Origin of the sequence: Tropicimonas isoalkanivorans, assembly GCF_900112335.1 — a bacterium.
Classification (GTDB): Bacteria; Pseudomonadota; Alphaproteobacteria; order Rhodobacterales; family Rhodobacteraceae; genus Tropicimonas; species Tropicimonas isoalkanivorans.
The window spans coordinates 1-21,997 of record NZ_FOLG01000028.1 but is presented as its reverse complement, the minus strand read 5'-3'; the positions used below and the strand labels follow the sequence as shown (position 1 = coordinate 21,997).

Annotated in this window: 19 protein-coding genes; 10 read left to right on the top strand and 9 right to left on the bottom strand. The window is 63.8% G+C overall.

The features are described from left to right. The 4 genes from BM075_RS23230 to BM075_RS23215 form a co-directional block, all read right to left on the bottom strand. On the bottom strand, positions 1–262 hold a 262-nt coding region (locus tag BM075_RS23230; RefSeq protein ID WP_177208465.1), incomplete at its 3' end, for a transposase. Between the two features lie 132 nt (positions 263–394). Continuing rightward, positions 395–841, bottom strand: a complete 447-nt coding sequence (locus BM075_RS23225; protein WP_143089942.1) for a hypothetical protein — start codon at positions 839–841, stop codon at positions 395–397. 104 nt (positions 842–945) lie between these two features. Continuing rightward, positions 946–1,731, bottom strand: coding sequence for a phage minor head protein (locus BM075_RS23220; protein WP_093363011.1), 786 nt, complete (start codon positions 1,729–1,731; stop codon positions 946–948). A 78-nt stretch (positions 1,732–1,809) separates the two neighbouring features. Further along, complete coding sequence (locus BM075_RS23215; protein ID WP_093363010.1) at positions 1,810–2,913, bottom strand: site-specific integrase; 1,104 nt, start codon at positions 2,911–2,913, stop codon at positions 1,810–1,812. A gap of 187 nt (positions 2,914–3,100) precedes the next feature. On the opposite strand from BM075_RS23215, the gene BM075_RS23210 reads away from it, so the two are divergent. The 9 genes from BM075_RS23210 to BM075_RS23170 all read left to right on the top strand — a co-directional run bounded on the left by BM075_RS23210 (position 3,101) and on the right by BM075_RS23170 (position 15,018). Beyond that, positions 3,101–3,751, top strand: a complete 651-nt coding sequence (locus BM075_RS23210) for a hypothetical protein (protein ID WP_093363009.1) — start codon at positions 3,101–3,103, stop codon at positions 3,749–3,751. An 11-nt stretch (positions 3,752–3,762) separates the two neighbouring features. Then, positions 3,763–5,682: a hypothetical protein gene (locus BM075_RS23205; protein WP_093363008.1), complete on the top strand. Its 1,920-nt coding sequence runs from the start codon at positions 3,763–3,765 to the stop codon at positions 5,680–5,682. A 359-nt stretch (positions 5,683–6,041) separates the two neighbouring features. Beyond that, on the top strand, positions 6,042–6,551 hold the full coding sequence (locus tag BM075_RS23200; protein WP_093363007.1) for a hypothetical protein: 510 nt from the start codon (positions 6,042–6,044) through the stop codon (positions 6,549–6,551). After that, on the top strand, positions 6,541–8,352 hold the full coding sequence (locus BM075_RS23195) for a phage terminase large subunit family protein (RefSeq protein WP_093363006.1): 1,812 nt from the start codon (positions 6,541–6,543) through the stop codon (positions 8,350–8,352). Before BM075_RS23200 ends, BM075_RS23195 begins: the two co-directional genes overlap by 11 nt. Before the next feature lie 90 nt (positions 8,353–8,442). Further along, on the top strand, positions 8,443–11,112 hold the full coding sequence (locus BM075_RS23190) for an HsdM family class I SAM-dependent methyltransferase (RefSeq protein WP_093363005.1): 2,670 nt from the start codon (positions 8,443–8,445) through the stop codon (positions 11,110–11,112). Positions 11,113–11,180: 68 nt separating this feature from the next. After that, entirely contained in the window at positions 11,181–12,593 is a 1,413-nt protein-coding gene (locus tag BM075_RS23185) for a phage portal protein (protein WP_093363004.1), read from the top strand. Continuing rightward, positions 12,586–14,460, top strand: a complete 1,875-nt coding sequence (locus BM075_RS23180; RefSeq protein WP_245758961.1) for a prohead protease/major capsid protein fusion protein — start codon at positions 12,586–12,588, stop codon at positions 14,458–14,460. Before BM075_RS23185 ends, BM075_RS23180 begins: the two co-directional genes overlap by 8 nt. A gap of 2 nt (positions 14,461–14,462) precedes the next feature. Then, positions 14,463–14,672, top strand: a complete 210-nt coding sequence (locus BM075_RS23175) for a phage head-tail joining protein (RefSeq protein ID WP_093363003.1) — start codon at positions 14,463–14,465, stop codon at positions 14,670–14,672. A gap of 1 nt (position 14,673) precedes the next feature. After that, positions 14,674–15,018 (top strand): DUF2190 family protein, encoded by a 345-nt coding sequence (locus BM075_RS23170; RefSeq protein WP_093363002.1) that lies wholly within the window; start codon positions 14,674–14,676, stop codon positions 15,016–15,018. Between the two features lie 3 nt (positions 15,019–15,021). Here the strand turns inward: BM075_RS23170 and BM075_RS23165 are convergent, their stop codons facing one another. Both BM075_RS23165 and BM075_RS23160 read right to left on the bottom strand, forming a co-directional pair. Then, positions 15,022–15,786 carry a hypothetical protein gene (locus tag BM075_RS23165; RefSeq protein WP_143089941.1) on the bottom strand — a complete coding sequence of 255 codons (765 nt, stop codon included), beginning with the start codon at positions 15,784–15,786 and terminating at the stop codon, positions 15,022–15,024. Between the two features lie 8 nt (positions 15,787–15,794). Beyond that, a complete protein-coding gene (locus tag BM075_RS23160; RefSeq protein WP_093363000.1) occupies positions 15,795–16,859 on the bottom strand; it encodes a PDDEXK family nuclease in 1,065 nt (354 codons plus the stop codon). A gap of 852 nt (positions 16,860–17,711) precedes the next feature. Between BM075_RS23160 and BM075_RS23155 the strand changes: the two genes are divergently transcribed. Then, the gene (locus BM075_RS23155; RefSeq protein ID WP_093362999.1) at positions 17,712–18,953 is read left to right on the top strand and encodes a tyrosine-type recombinase/integrase; all 1,242 of its coding nucleotides are present in this window, start codon (positions 17,712–17,714) and stop codon (positions 18,951–18,953) included. 38 nt (positions 18,954–18,991) lie between these two features. Here BM075_RS23155 and BM075_RS23150 read toward each other — a convergent pair whose 3' ends face one another. From BM075_RS23150 to BM075_RS23140, 3 genes are all read right to left on the bottom strand, one after another. Next, the gene (locus BM075_RS23150) at positions 18,992–20,623 is read right to left on the bottom strand and encodes a type I restriction-modification system subunit M (protein WP_093362998.1); all 1,632 of its coding nucleotides are present in this window, start codon (positions 20,621–20,623) and stop codon (positions 18,992–18,994) included. Next, positions 20,620–21,636: an AAA family ATPase gene (locus BM075_RS23145; protein ID WP_218152903.1), complete on the bottom strand. Its 1,017-nt coding sequence runs from the start codon at positions 21,634–21,636 to the stop codon at positions 20,620–20,622. The genes BM075_RS23150 and BM075_RS23145 overlap by 4 nt, the downstream gene beginning before the upstream one ends. Before the next feature lie 84 nt (positions 21,637–21,720). Further along, positions 21,721–21,997 (bottom strand): transposase domain-containing protein (locus tag BM075_RS23140; RefSeq protein ID WP_143089940.1); only part of this gene is annotated, 277 nt, incomplete at its 5' end.

Here is a 21,997-nt window from a genome sequence, read left to right as displayed (position 1 = left end):
AGTCCAGCCCTGCCAGGCGCAGGAGGCTCGCGACCATCCCGGCTGTCTGCCTGAGCGGCAGCTTGAACAGAACCTTGATCGATAGGCAGAACCGGATCGCGGCATTCGAAAAGACCGGCGGGCGCCCTGGGCGTCCCTCATGCGGCGCGTGCCAGGCCATCTCCTTGTCCAGCCAGATCAGCAGCGACCCGCGCTTCCTGAGCGCATCGTTGTAGGTGGACCAGTTCGTTGTGCGGTAGCGGGCGGGCTTGGGCTTGCTCATGTACCTCGTCTAACCGCATGAATTCCCGATGTGAATCCTTCACCGGCTGAGTTCTGCAACAACGCCATTCACGTGTCGCACGGAGCAGACGCAAACCATTGTGAACGAACGGGAATCTGATTCTCGGAGTATTCATTGCCGCTCCGGAGGCCACGAGTCCGGCGCACAGGGGCGCTCGAACCACGCCCGGTCGCGTAACGCCTCGTTGTCGACGTTTCGCCATGCGCAAGGGGGCACGAAAGGTGGGCGCCCGGCGTCGAGCAAAAGGCCGGGGCCGACCCATCCCGTATAGTATCCGTCGCAGCCCTCGCCGGGTTTGCTCAGGCCGCTGATGGCCATGGCTCGCGCATAGTCCACCGGCACCCTGCTGTCGGTCTCGGCTTCGTACAATCCGGTGAACGCGCGGTCGTGAGACTGCACGAAAACGTACCGGTCGTCGAAGCAGAGGAACTCCACATCGCGCGCCAGCCGGGTCCGGCCGTTCGTAGCGAGCAGATCCCAGCGGCCATAGCGGTCCCAGTCGAACTCACGGCTCAACTGCATGCCACTCGGCAAGGTCACGGTTTCTTGGAAACTCATCGTCCACCGCGCACTGGCGACCACTGCCCAAAGGAGGATCAGCCCTGCCAGACCGAGCAGCGTGTATCGAGCAAGCGTGCCTGTGAGAGATCGCGGCCGAGACGTCACTTCCGACCGACCCCGCCGTACTCGCTCCTCCTGGCGTCCTTCACCACCTCGGCGGAGAAGCGCGCTGTCCAGTCGCCGGTGATCGGATACGGCGTGCCACCGGCCTCGATGCCGATATCAAGCGGATCCTCGAAAATGTCGCTGAACTCGAAGGTGGTCTCGCCGGTGATCCGGAGCATCGCGCCGCGGTCGTCGACACGACCGACGAAGCGTCCGCGAACCACGCCATCGCCATGGGAGAAAGCGACATCACCGAAATCGTACGGAGCGCCGAAGTCGTAGCTGAGCGCTCCCGCGCCCGACGCGCGCGCTTCATCCGCGATTTGGTCGGCGAGGCGGCGGAAGGCGCCCTCGGCCCCATCGCCATAGGCGTATTGCTCGGCAATCTCTCGCAGGTGTCCGATCTCCAGCAGGGTGACCGCGCGCCCGCCACCATTATAGTAGTGGCGAATGAAATCGCGGTTGCTCCACCGATCATAGCTCGACGCGAGGCTCGTGGTGAACTCGTGAAATCCGAACTCCGTCTCGCCAGCGACGAAGGGGACCGCTTCGCAGCGGCAGTTGTAGTCCTCGCCGGGATGCCCGGTGACAGGCGGATCGGACCACGAGAACACGCGGCCGTCGTTTATCCGGTGCGACCGGCGCACTCGCTCGTCGCGCCGGGTGCGCCAGACATACTGATCCGTGATCCCGGCCTGTTTCAGCGACAGGCGGATCGGTGTTCCCCTGCGGAGATATTCGACGAAGGCCGTCCGATAGGCCTCGGTGTAGGTGATGGTCATGATGGAGGGCCTCTGCGGTCGGCCGCACCATCATCGAGGAATTGACTAAAGATCGCGTTAACCGACCGCTCGGCCCACTCACCCAAGCAGCTTGGCCTCGACCTCGGCCATGGCGTTCTGGTGGTCGGGCGACGGGAAAAGGTGGCCGTAGCGCTCCATGGTCATCTGGATCGAGGAATGGCCCGCGAAGGTCATGATCTCCTTGATCGAGAAGCCTTGCTCGATCCAGAGCGACACCGCGAAATGGCGCAGGTCGTGCCAGCGCAGCTTCACGCCGACCTGCTCCTGCAGCTTGCGGAACCGGGATTGCGTGTTGGTGTGCTGGAGGACGCCGCCGCGCGGCGCCGGGAACACCAGCCCGAGGTCGCTCTTCGGGCAGCGCAGTTTCCAGCGGCGCAGGGCGTTCAGCACCATCGGCCCGGCGGGGATGTCGCGATAGCCCGCGCGCGATTTCGGCTCGCCCATCTGGTTGTAGGCGTCGGCGCGCTGGCGCACGTGGATGAAGCCCTTCTCGAAATCCACGTCCTGCCAGCGCAGGCCGCGCAGTTCCGAGGCGCGCAGGCCGGTCAGCGCCGAGACGATCAGGTGGGGTTTGAAGTCCTCGTCGGCCGCGTCGATCAGCGCGCGGATCGTCTCCTTGGACGGCACCGGCGCCTTGTAGTCGATCCGGCTCGACTTGATCACGCGGACGCCCTGCGCGGCGTTGGTGAAGAGCTGACCGTTGTCGATGGCGTGGTCGAGCAGCAGCTTCAACACCGAGAGCGCGCGGCGGGTCAGATGCTCGGACCGGCCGTTCAGCAGCAGACGGTCGCGGAACTCGTTCACATGGCGGCGGGTCAGCTGGACGATCAGCTTGTCCCCGATCCCGATCTGCGCGTCCGTGATGTGCAGCCGCACATAGTCGCTATAGCCGCGGAGCGTGGACCGCTCCATCCGCCGTCCCGTCTTGCATCGGACCTCGCAATGGTCGAGCCACGCCTTCGCGGCGTCGGCCACGGTGATGCTCTCGCTGTCGGCCAGATAGGTGTTGTTGGCGACCAGCGAGCGGACTTTCACGAGGTAGACGTCGGCGTCCTTCCGGCGCGGGAACAGCTTCGAGCGGCGCTTGCCGGCCTGGTCGGTGAAATCCACCTGCCAGCGCACCAGGCCCGAGGGCAGTGTTCGCTTCCGGATCGTCGCCATCCGATTTTCCTCTTTTCTGACAATGCGTTGAGCATTGTCAGCCTTCCGCATTGCCATCCTTCTTCCGGCATAGCGAGGCGAAACCGACCGCCTCGGAAGCCAGTAATGGATTTTTAGTCCGAAACCCTCTTGTGCGCCAGAGGTTTTGAACCTAAAGTCCGAAACAAGCTCAGGAGACCCCGCCGCGATGGCAAAGCTCAGCGACCTCATCCCCACCCTCGCGCAGGTGCTGCCGATGCCCGAGCAGACGGTGTCAGTGATCGCGCGCGCGCTACGGAAGGAGCGACTGATCTCCACCGGCGGGCGCGGGCCCGGCGCGGCCGACATGACGCCCGAGGATTGCGGCCGGCTGCTGCTCGCGATCATGGCGGCCGATCAGGTGAAGGACGCGGTCGAGGCGTCGCAGCGGTTCTGGGAGTTCCCCGTCGAGGACCTGCACAGCCAGGACATGATGCCCGAGGACGATCAGGACGACTGGCTGCCGCTGCCCAATGCCATGCGGGCGCTGACGCAGGTCCGGACATTCGGGGACATGCTGGCCGGGCTGATCGCGGCGGCGCGGGACGGTGCGCTCGACGAGGCGCTCGACGGCGTGATGCTCCCCTTCTTGAAGATCGAGGTCGAGCGGCGGTTCCATACCGCGTCCGTCTCCCTCGCCGGGTCCAGCGACGGGCTGTTGCCCGACCGGACCGTGATGATCGCGAGCTTCGCGCCACCGAAGGCGCAGCTGCGCAAGCTGATGGAGGCATCCGGATTTCACGAGGGCGGCGATGCGATGGTCACGTTCGCCGTCAGTCAGAGAACGATCATCGCGCTCGGCGCGCTGATCCGCACCTAGGAGGACAGGACATGCAGGAGCATTTGCGGGCTGGACCCGCCACAGGAGAGGTTTGCCCGACGCTGGCCGAGGATCTGCTGCGAGGCGCGGACGCCATCGCACTCTTCGTCTTCGGCGACGCGAAGGAGCGGCGGAAGGTCTACTACTACGCCAGCGAGGCCAAGGTGCGGATGCCCACCTTCCGCATGGGCGAGAAATGGGACAGCTTCTCGTCCGTGCGCAGCGTGACCGTGGGCACGCTCTTCTGGCTCGCACGGCAGAACGGCTGGCGCGCGGAACGGGTGGAGCGGGTGCGAACCTCGCGCGCTCGTATTCTAGACGGCCAGGATACCGACGATGACGACGGAGACAGCCGCCCGGTGATCCGCATCTTTGCGGGCTTCCTGCACCGGGCCGTCGACATGGCCGAGGGCGCGCTGATGCAGGCGGGGCTCGGCTACTATCAGCGAGGCAGCATGGTGGTGCGCCCGGCGATGGTGCCGGTGGCGGTCTCGGATGGGCGCACGGTCGACGCCCCCCGGCTGGTCGACGTCAAGGCGCACCACATGGCCGAGGCCTTCACCCGCGCGGCGAACTGGAAGCGGTTCGACAAGCGCGAGGGCGAGTGGCTCAGCACCGACTGCCCGCACAGGATCGCGGAGACCTTCCTCTCGCGCGAGGGCCAGTGGCGCCTACCGGTGCTGACGGGGATCATCAACTGCCCGACCCTGCGCGCCGACGGCTCGATCCTCGACCTGCCTGGCTACGATGCGCAGACCGGGCTGCTGTTCGACCCGCAGGACGTCCGGTTCCCGGCGCTGCCGCGCGATCCCGACCGGGACATGGCGTTGCGCGCTCTGGCCTACCTCAAGGATCTGATCTCGACCTTCCCCTTCGTTACGGAAGGGGATCGCGCCGTGGCGCTCTCGGCCATCCTGACCGCGCTGGTGCGCCGCTCGCTGCCCACCGCGCCGCTGCACGGCTTCAACGCACCGACTGCGGGCACGGGCAAATCCATGTTGGTTGACCTCGCCAGCCTGATCGCCACCGCCCGGCCCGCGCCGGTGATCGCGCAGGGAAAATCCGAGGAGGAAATGGAGAAGCGGCTGGGCGCGGCGCTGATCGCGGGCGACGTGCTGATCGCCATCGACAACTGCGAGGAACCGCTGGGCGGCGAGCTTCTCTGCCAGACCATGACGCAGACGAGCCTCAAGGTCCGGATCCTCGGCAAGTCCGTGAACGCCGAGGTGCCGAGCAACGCGGCCATCTTCGCCACCGGCAACAACCTGACCTTCGAGGGCGACATGACACGCCGCGCGCTCCGCGCCACGCTCGACGCCGGGGTGGAGCGGCCCGAGCTGCGGGCCTTCGACCGCGATCCCCTCGCCATGGTGAGCGAGCGGCGTGGCGACTACGTCTCGGCCGGGCTGACCGTCCTGCGCGCCTTCCACATCGCCGGCCGGCCGCAGCAGCGCGCGCCGCTCGGCTCCTTCACCGACTGGTCGCGCTGGGTCCGCGACGCTCTGATCTGGCTGGGCGAGGCCGACCCCTGCGACACGATGGAGGAGCTGCGCGGCGCCGACCCGAAGCTCGAAGCGCTGACATCGGTCCTGGAAGGCTGGCGCGAGGTGATCGGCCTGCAGCCCGCCAACGTCCGCGACGTGATCGAGCGCGCAACCGAGCAGCGACCGCAGCTCTACGGTCGCGCCGAGTTCGTGCACCCCGAATTCCGCGAGGCCCTGCTGCGGGTCGCGGGCGAAGGCGGCGCGATCAACGGCAGACGACTCGGCAAGTGGATCGGGTCGCATCAGAACCGGATCGTGGGCGGGCTTCGCCTTATCAACGCGGGCGTGTCGGCAGGGCACACGCGCTGGCAGCTGCAACACGCGGAGCTGGGCGCCACGCCGATCAACGACGGTTCTGAAACTCTCCGGAGCCGTGCCGATGCGTGACGTTCATTCCCGATCCGTCTGGTGGGTTTGGTGGCTTTGGTGGATTTGTCCCGGCCGATATCTGTGTTTGTCGCCCGAAGTGTCAGCGACGTGGAAGGTCGCGACACGTCCTGTCATGCATCACGCCGCGACGCATGACGTGCCAGTTTTTAAGGGCGGGCGGAAACAAACCCCTGATCTCCACCAAACCCACCAGACAATTCGTCAACGGACGGCGACACCCGGCACGGCCCGCGAGAACTTCAGAACCGTCGGGAACGGTCGGGCTTGCCGGATCGTGGGCCGCCGGGCGGTTCCTCCTGTGCCGATCCGTATGTGGGGACCCGCAGCGCATAACGTCGCCAGCGTGAGGGCCGGTCATGCCTAAACTTGACGGGACCGAGACCAAGACCGCCTTCGCCGCGCGGGTCGGCCTGACCAAGGGGCGCATCTCGCAACTCGTGGCCGAGGGGCTGCCGGTGCGCGCGGACGGGCGGATTGATGTGGCCGAGGGGCTGGCCTGGATCGAGACGAACCTCGACCCGGCCCGGCGCTACAAGGGCGGCGCGCCCTCTGCCACCGCCCGCACCGCCACGCTGGCCGAGGCGAAGCGGCTGCACGAGATCGTCAAGGTTCAGCGCGCCCGGCTGGCCTTCGAGCGTGAACAGGGCAAGCTGATCGATGCCAACGAGGCGCGGCGCACGGTGTTCGCGCGCGCCCGTGCCGAGCGCGACGCGCACATGGCATGGGTGCAGCGCGCGGCACCGCTGCTCGCCGCCGAGCTCGGCGCCGATCCACGCGCCACCTTTGCCGCGCTCGACCGGATGATGCGCGAGCATCTGGAGCACCTTGCCGACCTACCGCTCGGGAGTTTTGGCGATGGTGCCTGACATCGACCTCGCCTGGCGGCGCGGCATCCGCCCCGAACCGCCGATCCCCGTTTCGGACTGGGCCGACCGGCACCGCATCCTGCCGCCGACCTCGGCCGAGCCCGGCCGCTGGCGCACCGACCGCACGCCGTATCTGCGCGCGGTGATGGACGCGCTCTCCACCGCCAGCCCCTACGAGCGCGTCGTGCTGATGAAGGGGGCACAGACCGGCGGCTCCGAGGCCGGGCTGAACTGGCTGGGCTACATCATCCAGAACGCGCCCGGCATCGCCATGCTGGTGATGCCCTCGCTCGACATGGTGCGCCGGAACACCACCGTCCGCATCGATCCGCTGATCGAGGCGACGCCCGCGCTCCGCGAACTGGTCGCAGCACCCCGCTCCCGTGACGCCGGGAACAGCCTGTTCCGCAAGTCCTTCCCCGGCGGCCAGCTGGTGATGACCGGGGCGAACAGCGCGGTGGGGCTGCGATCCACGCCCGTCCGCTACCTGTTCCTCGACGAGGTGGACGGCTATCCGGGCGACGCCGATGGCGAGGGCGATCCCGTCGATCTCGCGATCCAGCGCACGGCCACCTTCCGCGGGCGGCGCAAGATCTACATGGTCTCGACGCCCACGCTGAAAGGCCACTCCCGCATCGAGGCGGCCTTCGAGCACAGCGACCGACGCTTCTACCATGTCCCCTGTCTGCATTGCGGCGACATGGCCCCGATCACCTGGGCCCGCATCCGCTGGCCCGAGGGGCGGCGTGACCAGGCGCATCTGGTCTGCGAGGCCTGTGGCGGCATCCACCACGAGCACGAGAAGCCCCGCTTGCTGGCGGCGGGCGAATGGCGCGCGACCGCCGAGGGCGACGGTCGCACCGCGGGCTTCCACCTCTCCGCGCTCTATTCGCCGTGGGAGACATGGGCCGAGATCGCCGCCGAGCACGGCCGCGTCCAGAAGGACCCGCCCCGCCTGCAGGTCTGGGTCAACACTAAGCTGGGCGAGTCCTGGGAGGACCAGGCGGGCGACACCGTTCCGGCCGACCCGCTCATGGCGCGGCGCGAGGACTGGGGCGAGGCGCTGCCCGCCGCCGTCGCCGTGCTGACCGCGGGCGTCGACGTGCAGGGCGACCGGATCGAGGTGCAGATCCTCGGCTGGGGCCGCGACGAGGAGGCATGGGTCATCGACTACCGCGTGCTCTGGGGCGACCCGTCCGGGCCGCGCCTCTGGTCCGATCTCGACATGGTGCTGCAGGCGACCTTCCCGCATCCCGCGGGGCTCGACTTGCCCGTGCGCGCCGCCGCCATCGACACCGGCGGGCATCACACCAAGATGGCGTACGAGTTCTGCCGCACCCGCCTCGCCCGCCGCATCTGGGCGATCAAGGGCCGCGGCGGGCCCGGCATCCCTGTCTGGCCGCGCCGACCGACGCGCACGAACAAGGGCAAGATCCCGCTGTTCATCGTCGGCGTGGACGCGGTGAAGGACGCGGTCTATGCCCGGCTGCGCCTGACCGAGCCCGGTCCCGGCGCGATCCACTTCCCGCGCCGCCTCGACGCCGACTACTTCCGCCAGCTGACCGCCGAGCGCGTCGTCACCCGCTTCGAGCGGGGCCGCCCCATCCGCTCCTGGCAGCCCAAGCGTGACGGCGAACGCAACGAGGCCCTCGACACCTTCGTCTACGCCCACGCCGCCCTGCACGGGCTCATCAGCATGGGGCTCCGGCTGAACGAGGAGGTGGAGGGGATGGCAGAGAGAGGTCAAGCTCGGGAGCCTGTTGCTGACAAGGTGATCCGCTCGCGCTGGCTAACTCGCTGACACAACGAACGATTCCCTCTATTCACGGCGCTTTCGACGTGTTACCGACAAGCCAATCGCGGCGAACCGACAAGGGAATCGACTAACACGATGGCAAACGAAGAGCTCATTCAGCGTGGTTATCTGGCATCAGGCGCCCTCAAGGGGGACACCTTCGGCGAGTACGAGCTCCTCAACATAGGACAGACGACCATCAAGGAGTTGGTGGCTGTTGGCGTGGAGGCGACGCCGCCAAAGAGCATCGACTTCCCGTTCGCCAACTACAAAGCGCCGAAGAAGCCAATCTCTGCGAAACCTGATCGCGTCTACTTGCGCCGCATCCTGGATCATCTCGTGCCCGTGGCAACTGCCGAGAACAAGGCTCCCGGCAAGCACAAGACCGAAAAGGAAAAGCTGACCTCCGCCGAACAAGCGCTTTTCGCCGCCGCCTCCCTTGGCGTCAACATCGCCATTACATCCGACGGCACCAAGGACATCTACATCGATGTCAAGGCAAGCTTGGAAAATAAAGCCCTTGAATACTTTGACGAGCAGAGGGACTTGAACCCGGCGGTTCTCTCAAACCTCCTTGCCGGGGACACAGGCGTGGCAAAAGATCCGAAGCCTCTAGCTGAAACGACATGGCAGATAATCTGGCACGCAACAAAAGCCGAGCCAAAGGAATGCCTTCTCACCTTCGTCGAGCTGTTTCTGCTGAAGTTCCTCTCTGACAACCTGCCCACAGCCACTCTCCCGGATGCATATCGGTTCTATTTCCTTCTCGAGGATCCGGCGACATTTCTCTCGAAGCACGGAATGACCGCTATCGAGTACTACGTGAAATTTATTCGTCCAAAGTTCCAGGAACTGTTCCCATCAGACCAGGTGGCGCAAGACACCGCGATCAACAGCATGCTGGGTGTCTCAGAGGTCAAGTCCCCAACATCAATCATCAACGGTTTCGCATTTCACAAATCGGACGAAACAATTTCTGGGCACAACCGAACTTTCCTTGAGATTCTAGAGGCCTTCAAGAAATTCGGACCCCTTACGGCTATAGACCCCGAGTTCAAGTTACGCCTTTACGAGACCTTTCTGCGGCGCTCGGCGCGACAGCAAAAACTCGGTCAGTTTTTCACGCCCAGAAACGTCGTCCGACCGATGATCCGGATGGCGCAACTGGGCAAGCTCTCGGATGGGGCTGTTGTACTTGACCCAGCAGCTGGTGTCGGTGGCTTTGTTCTTGAGCCACTGCTCTTCGACGAGGCGCTACCAAATAACGTCGAGTTCGTCGCCGGGAAGTCCAAACGCCGGGTAAGAACCATCGGTCTCGACGTTGACCTCAATCTCCACATGCTGGCCAAGGCGAACATGCTTATCCACTTGGCCGAAGCAGTGAGAAATCCTGCGGTGACTGTTGGAGCGCTTAACCAAGCACTGTCGGATACATTCGTTGCCATCAACAGAAACGACACCCTCGGCTCGCTCGAATATCCGCCACGGGATACGGTAGACGTCATTCTCACCAATCCCCCCTACGTGACGCAGGGAAGTGCGATCTACAAGAAGGAGATCGCCGAAGTTAAAGGTATGCGAAACGGGGTCGATCTGAGGGACTACTACGACAACGGCGGGCTCGGCGTTGAGGCCCTATTCCTGCGGTATATTTCCGGTGCATTGAAGCCGGGCGGCCGCGCGTTCATCATCGTTCCGTTGGGGATGCTCAACCGCACAGAGCCGCGCCCCAAGTCTGCGCTGCTACGGGAGTGCAACATCATCGCGTCCATCCAGTTGCCAAGAAACACCTTCTTTAACACGGCGCAAAAGACTTACATCCTCGCCGTCGAGCGCCGCCATACAGATGTTGATCCACGCCCACCGGTATTCTGCGCTATTGCGCGGTCTATCGGAGAAACGCTCGATTGGCAGCGAATTCCGACGCCTGATGAGAACGACTTGGATGACATTGCTTCCGCTTTCATCAAGTTCTCCGAAGGCGACACCAGCCTTGCCGATTCCAGCAAGCTGATCCGTACAGTTTCCGCCGACGAGTTCACAGCGAATGATCGATGGGATGTAACGCGCTTTTGGTCGGACGATGAGCTGGTTGAACTCGGTGAACGCGAAAACGCAGTATCACGCGTGGACTTTGTGAACGAAGCACGGGAGGGGATATCCGAGATATCAGGAGAACTGAAAGCCGCGCAAGACGAGCTCGACAAGCTAACGCATGCGCCCATGCAGGACTTTGAGCTCTCAGATACTAAGCTGTTCAATGTGAGGTCTGGCACACGTGTGCGAGGGCAGGACATTCGGCAACATCCTGGAGACATCCCGATCTACAGCTGCTTTCGGGACGCGCGCATCGAGAAGGGACGGGCATCGCGGAAGTGGCTCGAAAGCGTCGGAATGACCATCGAGGAGAAGCCCATCGTTACGGTGAACGCCAATGGTGCTTCCGTGGGCAAGGTGTACGTTCGGGATCAGGTCTGTGCAATCACCGACGATGTCATCATTATCGACGTGCTGGATGACCTGATTGATTTGGACTTTTTGGCCATTCAGTTGAGGAGTGCCGTGGCTGCTGGTGGCTTTCTCTGCGAGGCAAAATTGTTCGTTGCCCGTGTGAAAGAACTGACGGTGTCGCTTCCTGTGAAAGAAGATGGCACTCTGGATATCGAGCACCAACGAAAGATCGCTGCTGCCGTAAAGCGCTTCGACAACATCAGGCTAAAACTCTCGGAGCTCGGAAAATGGAGCGGCGAAGCGCGTATCGCGTAGATCGGCTTTCGGCCATTCCCAAACATTCCCAATAGCTTGAGAGTCCACTTCGGGCGATTCTGCCGCCCATGCGGACCTTCCTCCATCGCCTTCTCGCCCTCGCGCGCGCTCGCGGCTTCGACGCTGCGGGTGGCGGGCGCCGTTGGGAGGGCGCGCGGATGGTCGATGGGCTGAACGCGGCGATCCTGGCAGGCGCGACCACCGCGGCGCGGCGGGCCGGGTGGTATGCGCGGAACAACCCGTGGGTCGCGGCTGCGGTGGACAGCCTCGTCGGCAACGTCGTCGGCGCAGGGATCAAGCCGCAGTCCACCCATCCGGACCGCGCGGTGCGCGAGCGGCTGCAGGCGCTCTGGCTGCGCTGGACCGATCACGCCGCCCCGGACGGGCTGGCGGATTTCTACGGGCTGCAGGCGATGGCCGTGCGCGCAATGGTCGAGAGCGGCGAGAGCTTCGCCCGGCTCCGTGTGGCCAGCGACGCCGCCGCCATTCCACTCCAACTTGAGCTTCTGGATCGCGAGCAGATTCCCATGGACCTGCACCGCGAGATCGGCGGCGGGGCGCGGATCCGCGCGGGCATCGAGTTCGATGCCGCCGGTCGCCGGGTCGCCTACCGGGTCTTGTCCTCCCGCCCGGGCGATCCTCTCGGGTCTCTCCGCATGGACCCGCTCCGCGTTCCCGCCGCCGATTGCCTGCACCTGTTCAAGCCGCTCGCGAAGGGACAACTGCGCGGGATCACCTGGCTGGCGCCGGTGCTGCTTCGACTGCACGAGCTCGACCAGTTCGAGGACGCCGCGCTGGTGAAGGCCAAGGTCGCGGCGCTCTTCACCGGCTTCATCACCGATCCTGATGGCACGGCGGGCGGGCTGTCGGGCAGCAACACCGGCGGCGCGCTGACCGTGGGCATGGAGCCCGGCAGCCTGATCCCGCTGCCGCCCGGCACGGACATCCGCTTTTCGAACCCGACCGAGCACGACGCCTATGCGCCCTTCGTGAAAAACCACCTGCGCGCCGTCGCGGCCGGGCTCGGCCTGCCCTACGAGCTGGTCTCGGGCGACCTGGAGGGTGTGACCTATTCCTCGATCCGCGCGGGGCTCATCGAGTTCCGCCGCCGGGTCGAGCAGCTGCAGCACAACGTCGTCGTGCACCTGTTCTGCCGCCCGGTCTGGGAGCGCTTCGTGCGCTTGGCGGTGCTTACCGGCGAGCTGCCCGCGCGGGACTTCTACCGTAACCCGGACGCCTATCTCGGATGCGAATGGCTACCGCCGAAGTTCGACTACGTCGATCCGATGAAGGACGTGCAGGCCGAGATCATGGCGATCGGCGCGGGTCTGAAGAGCCGGTCCCAGGCGATCTCCGAGCGCGGCTACGACGCCGAACTGGTCGATGCCGAGATAGCCGCCGACCGCGAGCGCGCGGTGGGGCTGGGGCTCGCCTTCGGCCAGACCGCGTCGCCACAGCAGAAGGAGGCGGCCGATGGCTGAGACCGAGATCGCGCTTTCCAGGACCATAGTGCCACCGGGCCGGTCGGCAGAAACCGTCCAGGACAGGAACGGATTTCTCACCCGTCGCGCGACGCTCGCGCCCGCCACGGCCGATCCCGAGGCACGAACGGTTGAGGTGGTTTGGTCCACCGGCGCGCCGGTGCGCCGCCGCGACATGGCGGGTCAATACATGGAGCGGCTGAGCCTTGCACCCGAGGCCGTGGACCTGTCGCGCCTCGAAGGCGCCAGCGTCCTCGACGCACACCGCCAGACCGCCGTCCGCGACGTGCTGGGCTCCGTGCGCAGCGCCGCAGTCGACGGCAAGCGCGGCACGGCCTTCATCCAATTCTCGGCCCGGCCCGAGGTGGAGCCGGTCTGGCAGGACGTCCTGGCGGGCATCCTGCGGCATGTCTCGGTCGGCTACTCCGTCGAGGAGTGGTCAGAGACAGCCGAGAACGGCGCGCGCGTGATGACCGCCGTGCGCTGGATGCCCCACGAGATTTCCCTGGTGCCGACGCCCGCCGACCCCGGCGCCCATATTCGCATGGAGACAGAGATGACCGAGACAACCACCCGCGAAGCCGCCGACACGGCGCCGACAACCGAGACCCGCGCCGAGGCGAACGCCGAGATCCGCTCCATCGCCCGCATCGCCGGGCTAGACCAGTCCTGGATCGACCGCCAGATCGACGGAGGCGCCGATCCCGACACCGCCCGCCGCGCGGCCTTCGAGGCGCTGGCGCAGCGATCCGCGCCCGCGATCCGCACCGAGCAGGTCCGCGTCGAGATGGGCGAGAGCCAGGACGACCCGGCGCTCCGCGCCCGGCAGATGGGCGAGGCGCTCTACGCCCGGATCAACCCGCGCCACGAGCTGAGCGAGCCCGCCCGGCGCTACGCCTATTCCACGCCCGTGGACATGGCGAAGGAACTGCTGACCCTGCGCGGCGAGTCCACCATGGCGCTGTCGCCCGCGAGCCTTGTGACCCGAGCGCTGCACACGACCTCCGATTTCCCAATCATCCTCGGAGACACGGTGGGCAGGGTGCTGCGTGACGCCTATCAGGCCGCGCCCTCGGGCATCCGACGCCTCGGCCGCCAGACCACGGCGCGCGATTTCCGCGCGGTGAACAAGATCATGCTCGGCGAGGCGCCGCTGCTGGAGAAGCTGAACGAGCACGGCGAGATCAAGGCTGGCACGATGGCCGAGGCGCGCGAGGCCTACAAGGTCGAGACCTGGGCCCGGAAGATCGGCATCACCCGGCAGGTGCTGGTGAACGACGACCTCGGCGCCTTCTCGGACCTCGCGCGGCGTATGGGCCAGGCCGCGGCCGAGACCGAGGCGCGCATCCTCGTCACCCTCCTTGAGGCGGGCAGCGGCAACGGCCCGACTCTCTCGGACGGCAAGACGCTGTTCCATGCCGACCACGGCAACAAGGCGGGCACCGGCGCGGTGATCTCCGACGCCACGCTCTCCGCGGCCCGGCTTGCGCTGCGCACCCAGAAAGGCATTGAGGACCGCACGATCCGCGTGACGCCGCGCAACCTGCTGGTGCCGCCCGCGCTGGAGACCACCGCCGAGAAGTGGCTGGCCAGCATCGCGCCCGCGACCGCAGCCGACGTGAACCCGTTCTCGGGCTCGCTCTCGCTGGTGGTCGAGCCGCGCCTGTCCTCAGCCACGCGCTGGTATGTCACCGCCGATCCTGGCGAGATCGACGGGCTGGAGTTCGCCTATCTCTCGGGTGCCGAGGGCCCGCAGGTGGAAAGCCGCTCGGGCTGGGATGTCGATGGCGTGGAGATCCGGGTGATCCTCGATTTCGGGGCCGGGTTCATCGACCATCGGGGCTGGTTCATGAATGCTGGGGCGTGAGCATGGCCGACCTCGCCCAGCTCACCGCCTGGCGGGACGCCCTGATGGCCGCGCGCTACCGGGGCGTCCGCACCGTCGAATACGACGGCAAGCGCGTCACCTACGCGAGCGACGGCGAGATGGCCGCCGCGCTCGCGGACCTCAACCGGCAGATCGCAGGGGCGACCGAGCGCATCTCGGTCGTCCGCATTCAATCCTCGAAAGGGCTCTGAGATGAAGAACTACCTCCAGAACGGCCACATCGTCCGCGTCACGACGCCCGCAGGCGGCATCGCCTCGGGCGACGCGCTCGTCGTCGGCAACATCTTCGGTATCGCCGCCTATTCCTCGGCCGAGGGCGACCCCGTCGAGCTCTCCACCACCGGCGTGTTCCAGCTGACGAAGGCCAGCGCGGCGGTGCTGACGGTCGGCGCGCGCGTGGCGTGGGACAACACGGCGAAGGAAGTCGCCACCCCCGCCGCGGGGCGCTTCCCGATCGGCGTGGCGGTGGAAGCGGCCGGGAACGGCGTCACCAGCGTCGCGGTGCGGCTGGATGGGATCGCGACGGCGGCGGCGTAGTGGTCAGTAGATGGTGTTCTCCTGCGTCCACGCGTCACCGTCGAAAGAAGCGAAGATTGCTGCATCGAGGACGCAGGGGAAGACATCGCTCGCGGCGCACAGTGCCTGAATGCCATCGAGCACGAACTCATAGTATCCGGCGTCTGCCAGCGCGGTCGCTGTCAAAGTAACAGGGAAACCAAAGTCGTTCAGCCACTTCGTTATGCGGCTATCGATGGGTATTTCGTATCTGGTCAATCCCAGCGACTGAAGCAGGTTTCTCGACTGCTTCGGCCCAAAGCCGTGCAGCAGCTTCTGGAGATAGCGGGCGACCTCGCGTTCCTGTCGGGCTTCCGAAGGGAGCGCGAGAGCATTCACCTTTTTCAGCGTGGTGGCCCAACCTTGGTCCGCGTTCAGCTTGTCGAGATTCCTGGACAAGTCTTCGGCAATCTTGTCGGAGAAGCGGATACCACCATGAGCGCGGAGAGTTGACGAGATCAGATCACGCCTCGCCTCTCCGTCAGTTTCACGGTCAAAACCATCATATTCGAGGGGGAACGGGGTCGTGCGCAGGCATTTTGCCACGGCGCTATTCGGACCAGATCGTTGAACAGACGTCATGCGCATGCCGACCATCTGCTTCCAGAACTCGGCGCGATCAACGGCTGGCTTCGCTGAGGCGAGGTTTCTCTCCACCCGCATTCGGACAAAGGGGTTAGCGGCATGGGAAGCGACAAACGTCTTCACATGATCGATGTCGGTCTGATCAACCTGCCATTGGAACTGCATGACCACCTCTATTCGGAGGGCGTGAACGCGATGCCCTTATCCGGGAAGGCGTCACGCAGCTCGATCATGGCCTGCTCCCAAGCGGTGCCGCCCCACTGGCTGGAGAACGCATAGGTGCGCCCGCCGAAGTGGAGAAGTTCGTCATCGTCGGTGAAGAAGCGTTTCGGGTCGAAATTCCGCCCCTCCCTGGCGCGGGTTTCCTTTGCCAGGCGATTGAAGTCTTCTCCCGTCACCTCGCCCTCCACGGACACGAGGGCCCGATTGGCCCGCGGACCACAATGCTTGGCGACCTCTTCCGGTGCGACACCGCTCTCCACGAGGTGGCGGAACACCTGATAGATCGCGTGTCGCTTCCGCAGCGCCGTCAGTTGGCGCCCGCCGAGGGTGACGTCGTAGCTGGTCCAGTCTCGCGTGTCCGTGCGCGCCTCGCGCTCTTTGCGCTTCTTCTCGGTGACGCGGACCTGGTATTCCGCGACCTCCGGAAGCGGGATGATCTGCTGGACATCAACGAGGACACGACCATCGAGGCCATAGGGCTGGAGGCGCACGCAGCGGACGTCGATGCCGCGCTCGATCAGCCAGAGAACCGATGTCGTCAGCTCTCGGCTGAACTCGGCCGAGGCCAGGACGATCCTGACGTCCTGCGCGAAGGCATCCTCGTCGGGCTCGTCCCACCCGAGGAAGTCGAGCAGTTCGGCACGCGCATCCGTGTCGGCCTTGCCGATCTGCGAGAGACAGCGAGCGAACACATCGGCAGCCTGGTCGAAGGTCATGGTGGATACCATGGCCGCATAGCGGATGGCCTGCAGCTCCATGTGGCCGCCGTCCTCGGTCCGCTTCAGCTCGATCACCACGAGGTTCGCGTCGCGGTCAATGCCGAGAAGATCGATGCGTCGGCGTGACTCGTCCCAGTCCCCGAACTCCTCCGCGATCACCAGCGTGTCAGGTGCGACCACGGCGATGTTCGCCCGGAGCAGGCGCTGCAGGTCGCGACGCTCCTGCAGCTGGACCTGCCCGAATGTGGTCTTGCTGAGGGGGCGTATTTCTTCGCTGGCAAACTCGTAGATCGGCATGGGCAATTGGGACCTTTCGGGAATTGCTCCTATCCAATCGCAGTGGCACCGCGCGGGCAAGCGCCATTGGGCGCGAACGCTCCGCGAACATAGGGCCTGTCCCGTGTCGCATCCGTGTTGCACGGAGGAATCGGGGCTGGCCGTAAGCCTTTGGAATCTTTGGGGAGCGTTCGGGACGGGCCTGCAACACGACGCGACATGCAAAAGCCGCCCGGAGGGCGGCCTAAGTATTTGATATCTCGTCTGTAATTTTGGTTGCGGGGGTAGGATTTGAACCTACGACCTTCAGGTTATGAGCCTACGCATGCCGAAGTTGGTATGTTTATGCAAATCAGACAATTGCCGCCTAACTCACTGAAAACGAAAAAGGATAGTAAAGGCACTCAGCAGTATTGGACGGCGCTCGGCGGCTTCTGGATCGCACAAAACTGCATATGCTGGGTGAGCAAGCGGTGAGCAGAATTTCGCGGGTCCAATCGGGGCAATCGCGACCGACACCGTTCAGAATTGGTTCCAGCAAGCGCGGTGGCAAGGCCGGACGGCGCTCGTGCCGGTTGCCGGAGTCCGGCAGCCAATCGATCCGGATGCCTTGGGTTTTCGCGTCGGCACAGTTCTCTGACCCGCTTGCCACCCTGCCACCCCAACCAACAGGCTATCCCACCCCAGCGTGATTCGAGACGTCGGACCGGATGCCGTTGGCAATCCGGCCCCCTTGTCTCTCGGTGCGCAATCGCGGCGGCCTCGGGCTTTGTCGAGTGGCTCATGTGAGACGCTCCCACCGCCCCCGCCCGAAATGACTTGAATGCGTGCCCGATGAGAGCGTCGCTCGGACACCGGGATAAGGATAGAATTATGGCTGACCGTCAACGGCTTACAGAAAAAATGGTGCGAGCCGCAGAGCGGCGAGGGAGATATTACCAGCTCTTCGACTCCGAGGTGGTTGCCTTCGCGCTGGCGGTTCAGCCTTCCGGCACGAAGACGTTCGTGCTGAACTACCGCGTAAGCGGCAGGCAACGGCGTTACACGATCGGACGCTGGCCGGATTGGACGGTGGTGGCCGCACGGGAACGCGCGAAGGAACTGCGCCGGGAAATGGAAGCAGGTCGGGATCCTCTTTCGAGCCGCGAGGAAACGCGGGAAGCGCCGCGCATCTCAACACTCGTCGCGCGTTACATTGAAGAGCACGTCCCAACGCTGTCGGAGCGCAATGGTGCTGATCAGGTCTCGATGATGCGCAGGTTCGTGGAGCCGGAATGGAAGAACCGGCTTGTAGAGGAAATAACCCCGGCGGACGTGGAGCGGCTGCTTACGAAGATTGCTGAAGGCCGGGCACGGCCGGCCAAGAAGAAGACCACGCGCAAACGTGAAAAACCGCTCAAGCCGTCGACGCCCACTCCCGTTCGCGCAAACCGGGTGGGCGAGGTGCTGCGCAAGATGTTTAACCTCGCCATCAAATGGAAGATGCGCGAGGACAACCCAGCTGCGGGTTTCCGGCGGCGTCCCGAGACCGAGCGCGAGGTGTTCTTGTCGCTCGAGGAGATCGGCAGGCTGGGTGCCGCGCTCGAGGCGGCGGAAGATCAGCGTGCGGCAGGCATCATCCGGCTTTGCATGCTCACCGGGGCCCGGCTCGGTGAGGTACGGCAGGCGCGCTTCGAGCAGTTCAATCTGGACTATGCGGTGTGGACCAAACAGGCGGCGATCACCAAGCAGCGGAAGGTCCACCGGGTGCCGATATCGCCCGATGCGGTCTCGCTCATCCGACTGCGGCGGGAGGCGGTTCCGGCGGGCTGTCCGTGGCTCTTCCCCAGCGATGTCGAGGGACAACCGGTGCAGGAAATCCGGAAGTTCTGGTATGCGATCCAGGAGGAGGCGAAACTTCCGAAGCTGCGCATCCACGATCTGCGGCACACCTTCGCCTCGCTGCTCGCCTCGGGCGGCGCATCGCTTTCGATGATCGGTAAGCTGCTCGGGCACACCCAGGCGAAAACCACGCAGCGCTACGCACATCTGGCAGAGCAGCCACTTCGGGATGGCGTAGGGTTTGTGGCGGAGGCAATGCGGCCCCGTCCGCATCTAGTCCACGCGGCCGAGTAGGCCGCCCAATGGAGCGCTCAAGCTTCCCGGAGCACGGGTCAATCAGAACTTGGCAGCGGGGACAATCCAAGTTCCCTGAGAAACACGTTGTGCTTTACCGTCGCCTCTCGAATTTTCTTTTCGATTTCGAGCAACTCCTCGTGTGTGGCTGACAAGTCGATCTCGACCTCAGGCTTGGCCGTACTTACGTAGCGCGAGATGTTCAGATTGAAGTCATTGGCCTCAATCTCGTCCATCTCCACACGCCTGGCGTATCGCTCGATTTCCTTTGGGCGCTGTTGGTATGTGTTGATGATTGTCTCTATGTGATCGTCAGACAGGTAGTTCTGTCGCTTTCCTCTCTCGAAATGCTCGGATGCGTTTATGAACAGAACGTCTTCAGGCTTCTTGCACTTCTTCAGCACAAGGATGCAGACAGGGATGCCGGTCGAGTAGAACAAGTTAGCCGGCAGGCCGATGACAGTATCGATGTGCCCGTCGTCCAGTAGCTTGCGACGGATCTTCGCTTCCGCTCCACCACGAAACAACACGCCGTGCGGCAAAATGATCGCCATTACACCGTCGTCTTTGAGGTAGTGAAACCCGTGGAGCAGAAATGCAAAGTCAGCTGCCGATTTCGGAGCCAGCCCGTAGTTCTTGAAGCGCACATCCTCGCCCAACGCTTCGGTCGGGTTCCAGCGGTAGCTGAACGGCGGGTTGGCCACCACGGCGTCAAAGTAAGGCTTCTTGGCTGGATTTGTCTCGCGGAGCATGTCCCAGTCGTTCGTCAGCGTGTCACCATGATAGATCTCGAATTCCGAGTCCTTCACGCCGTGCAGCAACATGTTCATCCGTGCGAGGTTGTACGTCGTGATGTTCTTTTCCTGCCCGAAAATCTTTCCAATACTTCCACCCGACTGATGCACGCGCTTTCGCACATTGAGCAACAGGGAGCCTGAGCCACAGGCGAAGTCCATTACGCTGGGGAGGTGCTTTCGTGAGCCGGTTTTCGGCTCCTGGCTGTCGAGTGTGACGATCGCGGAGAGGATGTCCGAGATCCGCTGCGGCGTGTAGAACTCACCAGCTTTCTTTCCGGACCCAGCAGCGAACTGGCCGATCAGATACTCGTAAGCGTCACCTAGGGTGTCGGTGTCCGTCGAAAACTCCGCAAGTCCTTCGGCAATCTTGGTGATGATCGTGCAGAGCTTTGCATTCCGGTCCGCGTAGGACTTGCCGAGCTTTTCGGAGCCGAGATTGATTTCGGAGAACAAGCCCGAGAACGTGCTCTGAAACGATTCGTTCTCGATATATTTGAAGCCGGTTTGCAGCGTGTTGAGCAGCTCGTCATCCTGGGTCCGGGCCATGTGGGCGATACTGGCCCAGAGGTGCTCGGGGCGGATAACGTAGTGCGCCTTGAGGCGCATCTGCTTCTCAAAGGCCACCACGTCGCTAGGGTTCTGCTCGTACCACACAGACAGGGAGGACCGGCCCCCGTTTCCGACAGCGTCGGGATCGGGATAGTCGCGTCCGAGCTCCTTTTTCGCAGCCTGCTCATAGTTGTCTGAGAGGTAGCGGAGAAACAGAAACGCCAGCATGTAGTCGCGGAAGTCATCCGCGTTCATTGCGCCACGCAACTGATCGGCTATCCCCCACAGTGTCTTGCCAAGCTGTTTTTGGTCCTGATCAGTCATGGATTCGCTTTCGGTTGGGGGGCCGCAGGGGCAAGGTCGGGCACTGCAAAACCAAACTTCTCGACAACATCCGTGAGAATTCTTTTGAACAGGTCTTTGTTGTCTTCCACCATTTCAACCGGTTCAGTGATGGCATATTTGCCGTGGCTCAAAAGATTTAGAGCGCGGTTGTAAAGGACTTCGTCTTCCAGCCCCTCAAGGCAAATCCGCAGGTCATCATGGCCTAGAAAACTGGCCGTTCTCTCGAGGATGCTTCTTAGCGCATTGAAATGATAGGTATACAGGGTCCCGGACTCAACGCATTTGCTAAGCTCGGCCAGGGTCGCGACGTGATGGAAGTACGGTGTATCGCTGGTCGCTTGCAGAGTGAAGGAACCGTCGGAGTCGGGCCGGTGCAGAAAATAGCGTTTGGTGCTCACCTTCTCCTGGCCGTCCCTCGTCCGCCCGATCTCATTGCACATGACATTGAAGAAAAGCGCATGATGAGAGGAGAACACGGTGCGTAGCGGGTCCGGCTCACCCTGCGCGTTTTTGCGAGACGCCGCTTTGCGAAGGAGAGCGGCCAAGTCACATGCGATGGCGATGGCGTTGTTATCGTCCAGCGAGGAGACGGGATCATCGATGTAGAGGTGCTTGACCCGCTCATAAGAGGACAGCCCATCGATGACCCGCTCACAGATCGCCATGAACATGCACCAGATGAAAATCTTCTCTTCGCCGCGGGATATCTTGATCCGCTCTTCATCGCCCTTGCGGAAGGTCACGACCCACTTCTCGTAGTCGATGTCAAAATCAAAATCCGTGTAGCGCGACAGGTAACCGGCGATTGTCTCGTCGAGTGCTAAGTCTTTCAGGCCGTCAAAGAAGGACGAGTTTTCGTTGATTTTCAGATGACGATCAGTGTCGTTGTCGAGATCATTGTGCCAAACAAAGAGATCCTCAGTGAACGCGTTAAAATACAGCGTATCGGAAATCCCCTTTGCCTTTCGCTTGCCGATGTCTTTGAACTCCATTGACAAACGCGTCTTCCCAGTCCGGTTGTACGCATAGAGTAGAACACAGTGGATGGTAAGCGGCGGCTGCATCCCACCCCAGGTTCAGCTTGACGGATTGAAGTTCCACGGGAGAAGTTCGTCGATGCGGCCTTGCGGATGACCGGCGGCGATGGCCTCGAGGAGGGCCTTGAGATAGGCGAAGGGCTCGACGCCGTTGATCTTTGCGGTCTCGATGAGCGACGCGATGCGTCCCCAGGCGCGCCCGCCTTCGTCATGTCCGGCGAACAATGCGTTCTTCCTGTTCAGAGCGATGGGCCGGATCAAGTTCTCCACGCTGTTGGAGTCGATCTCCACCCGCCCATCGTGCAGGAAGGTCTGG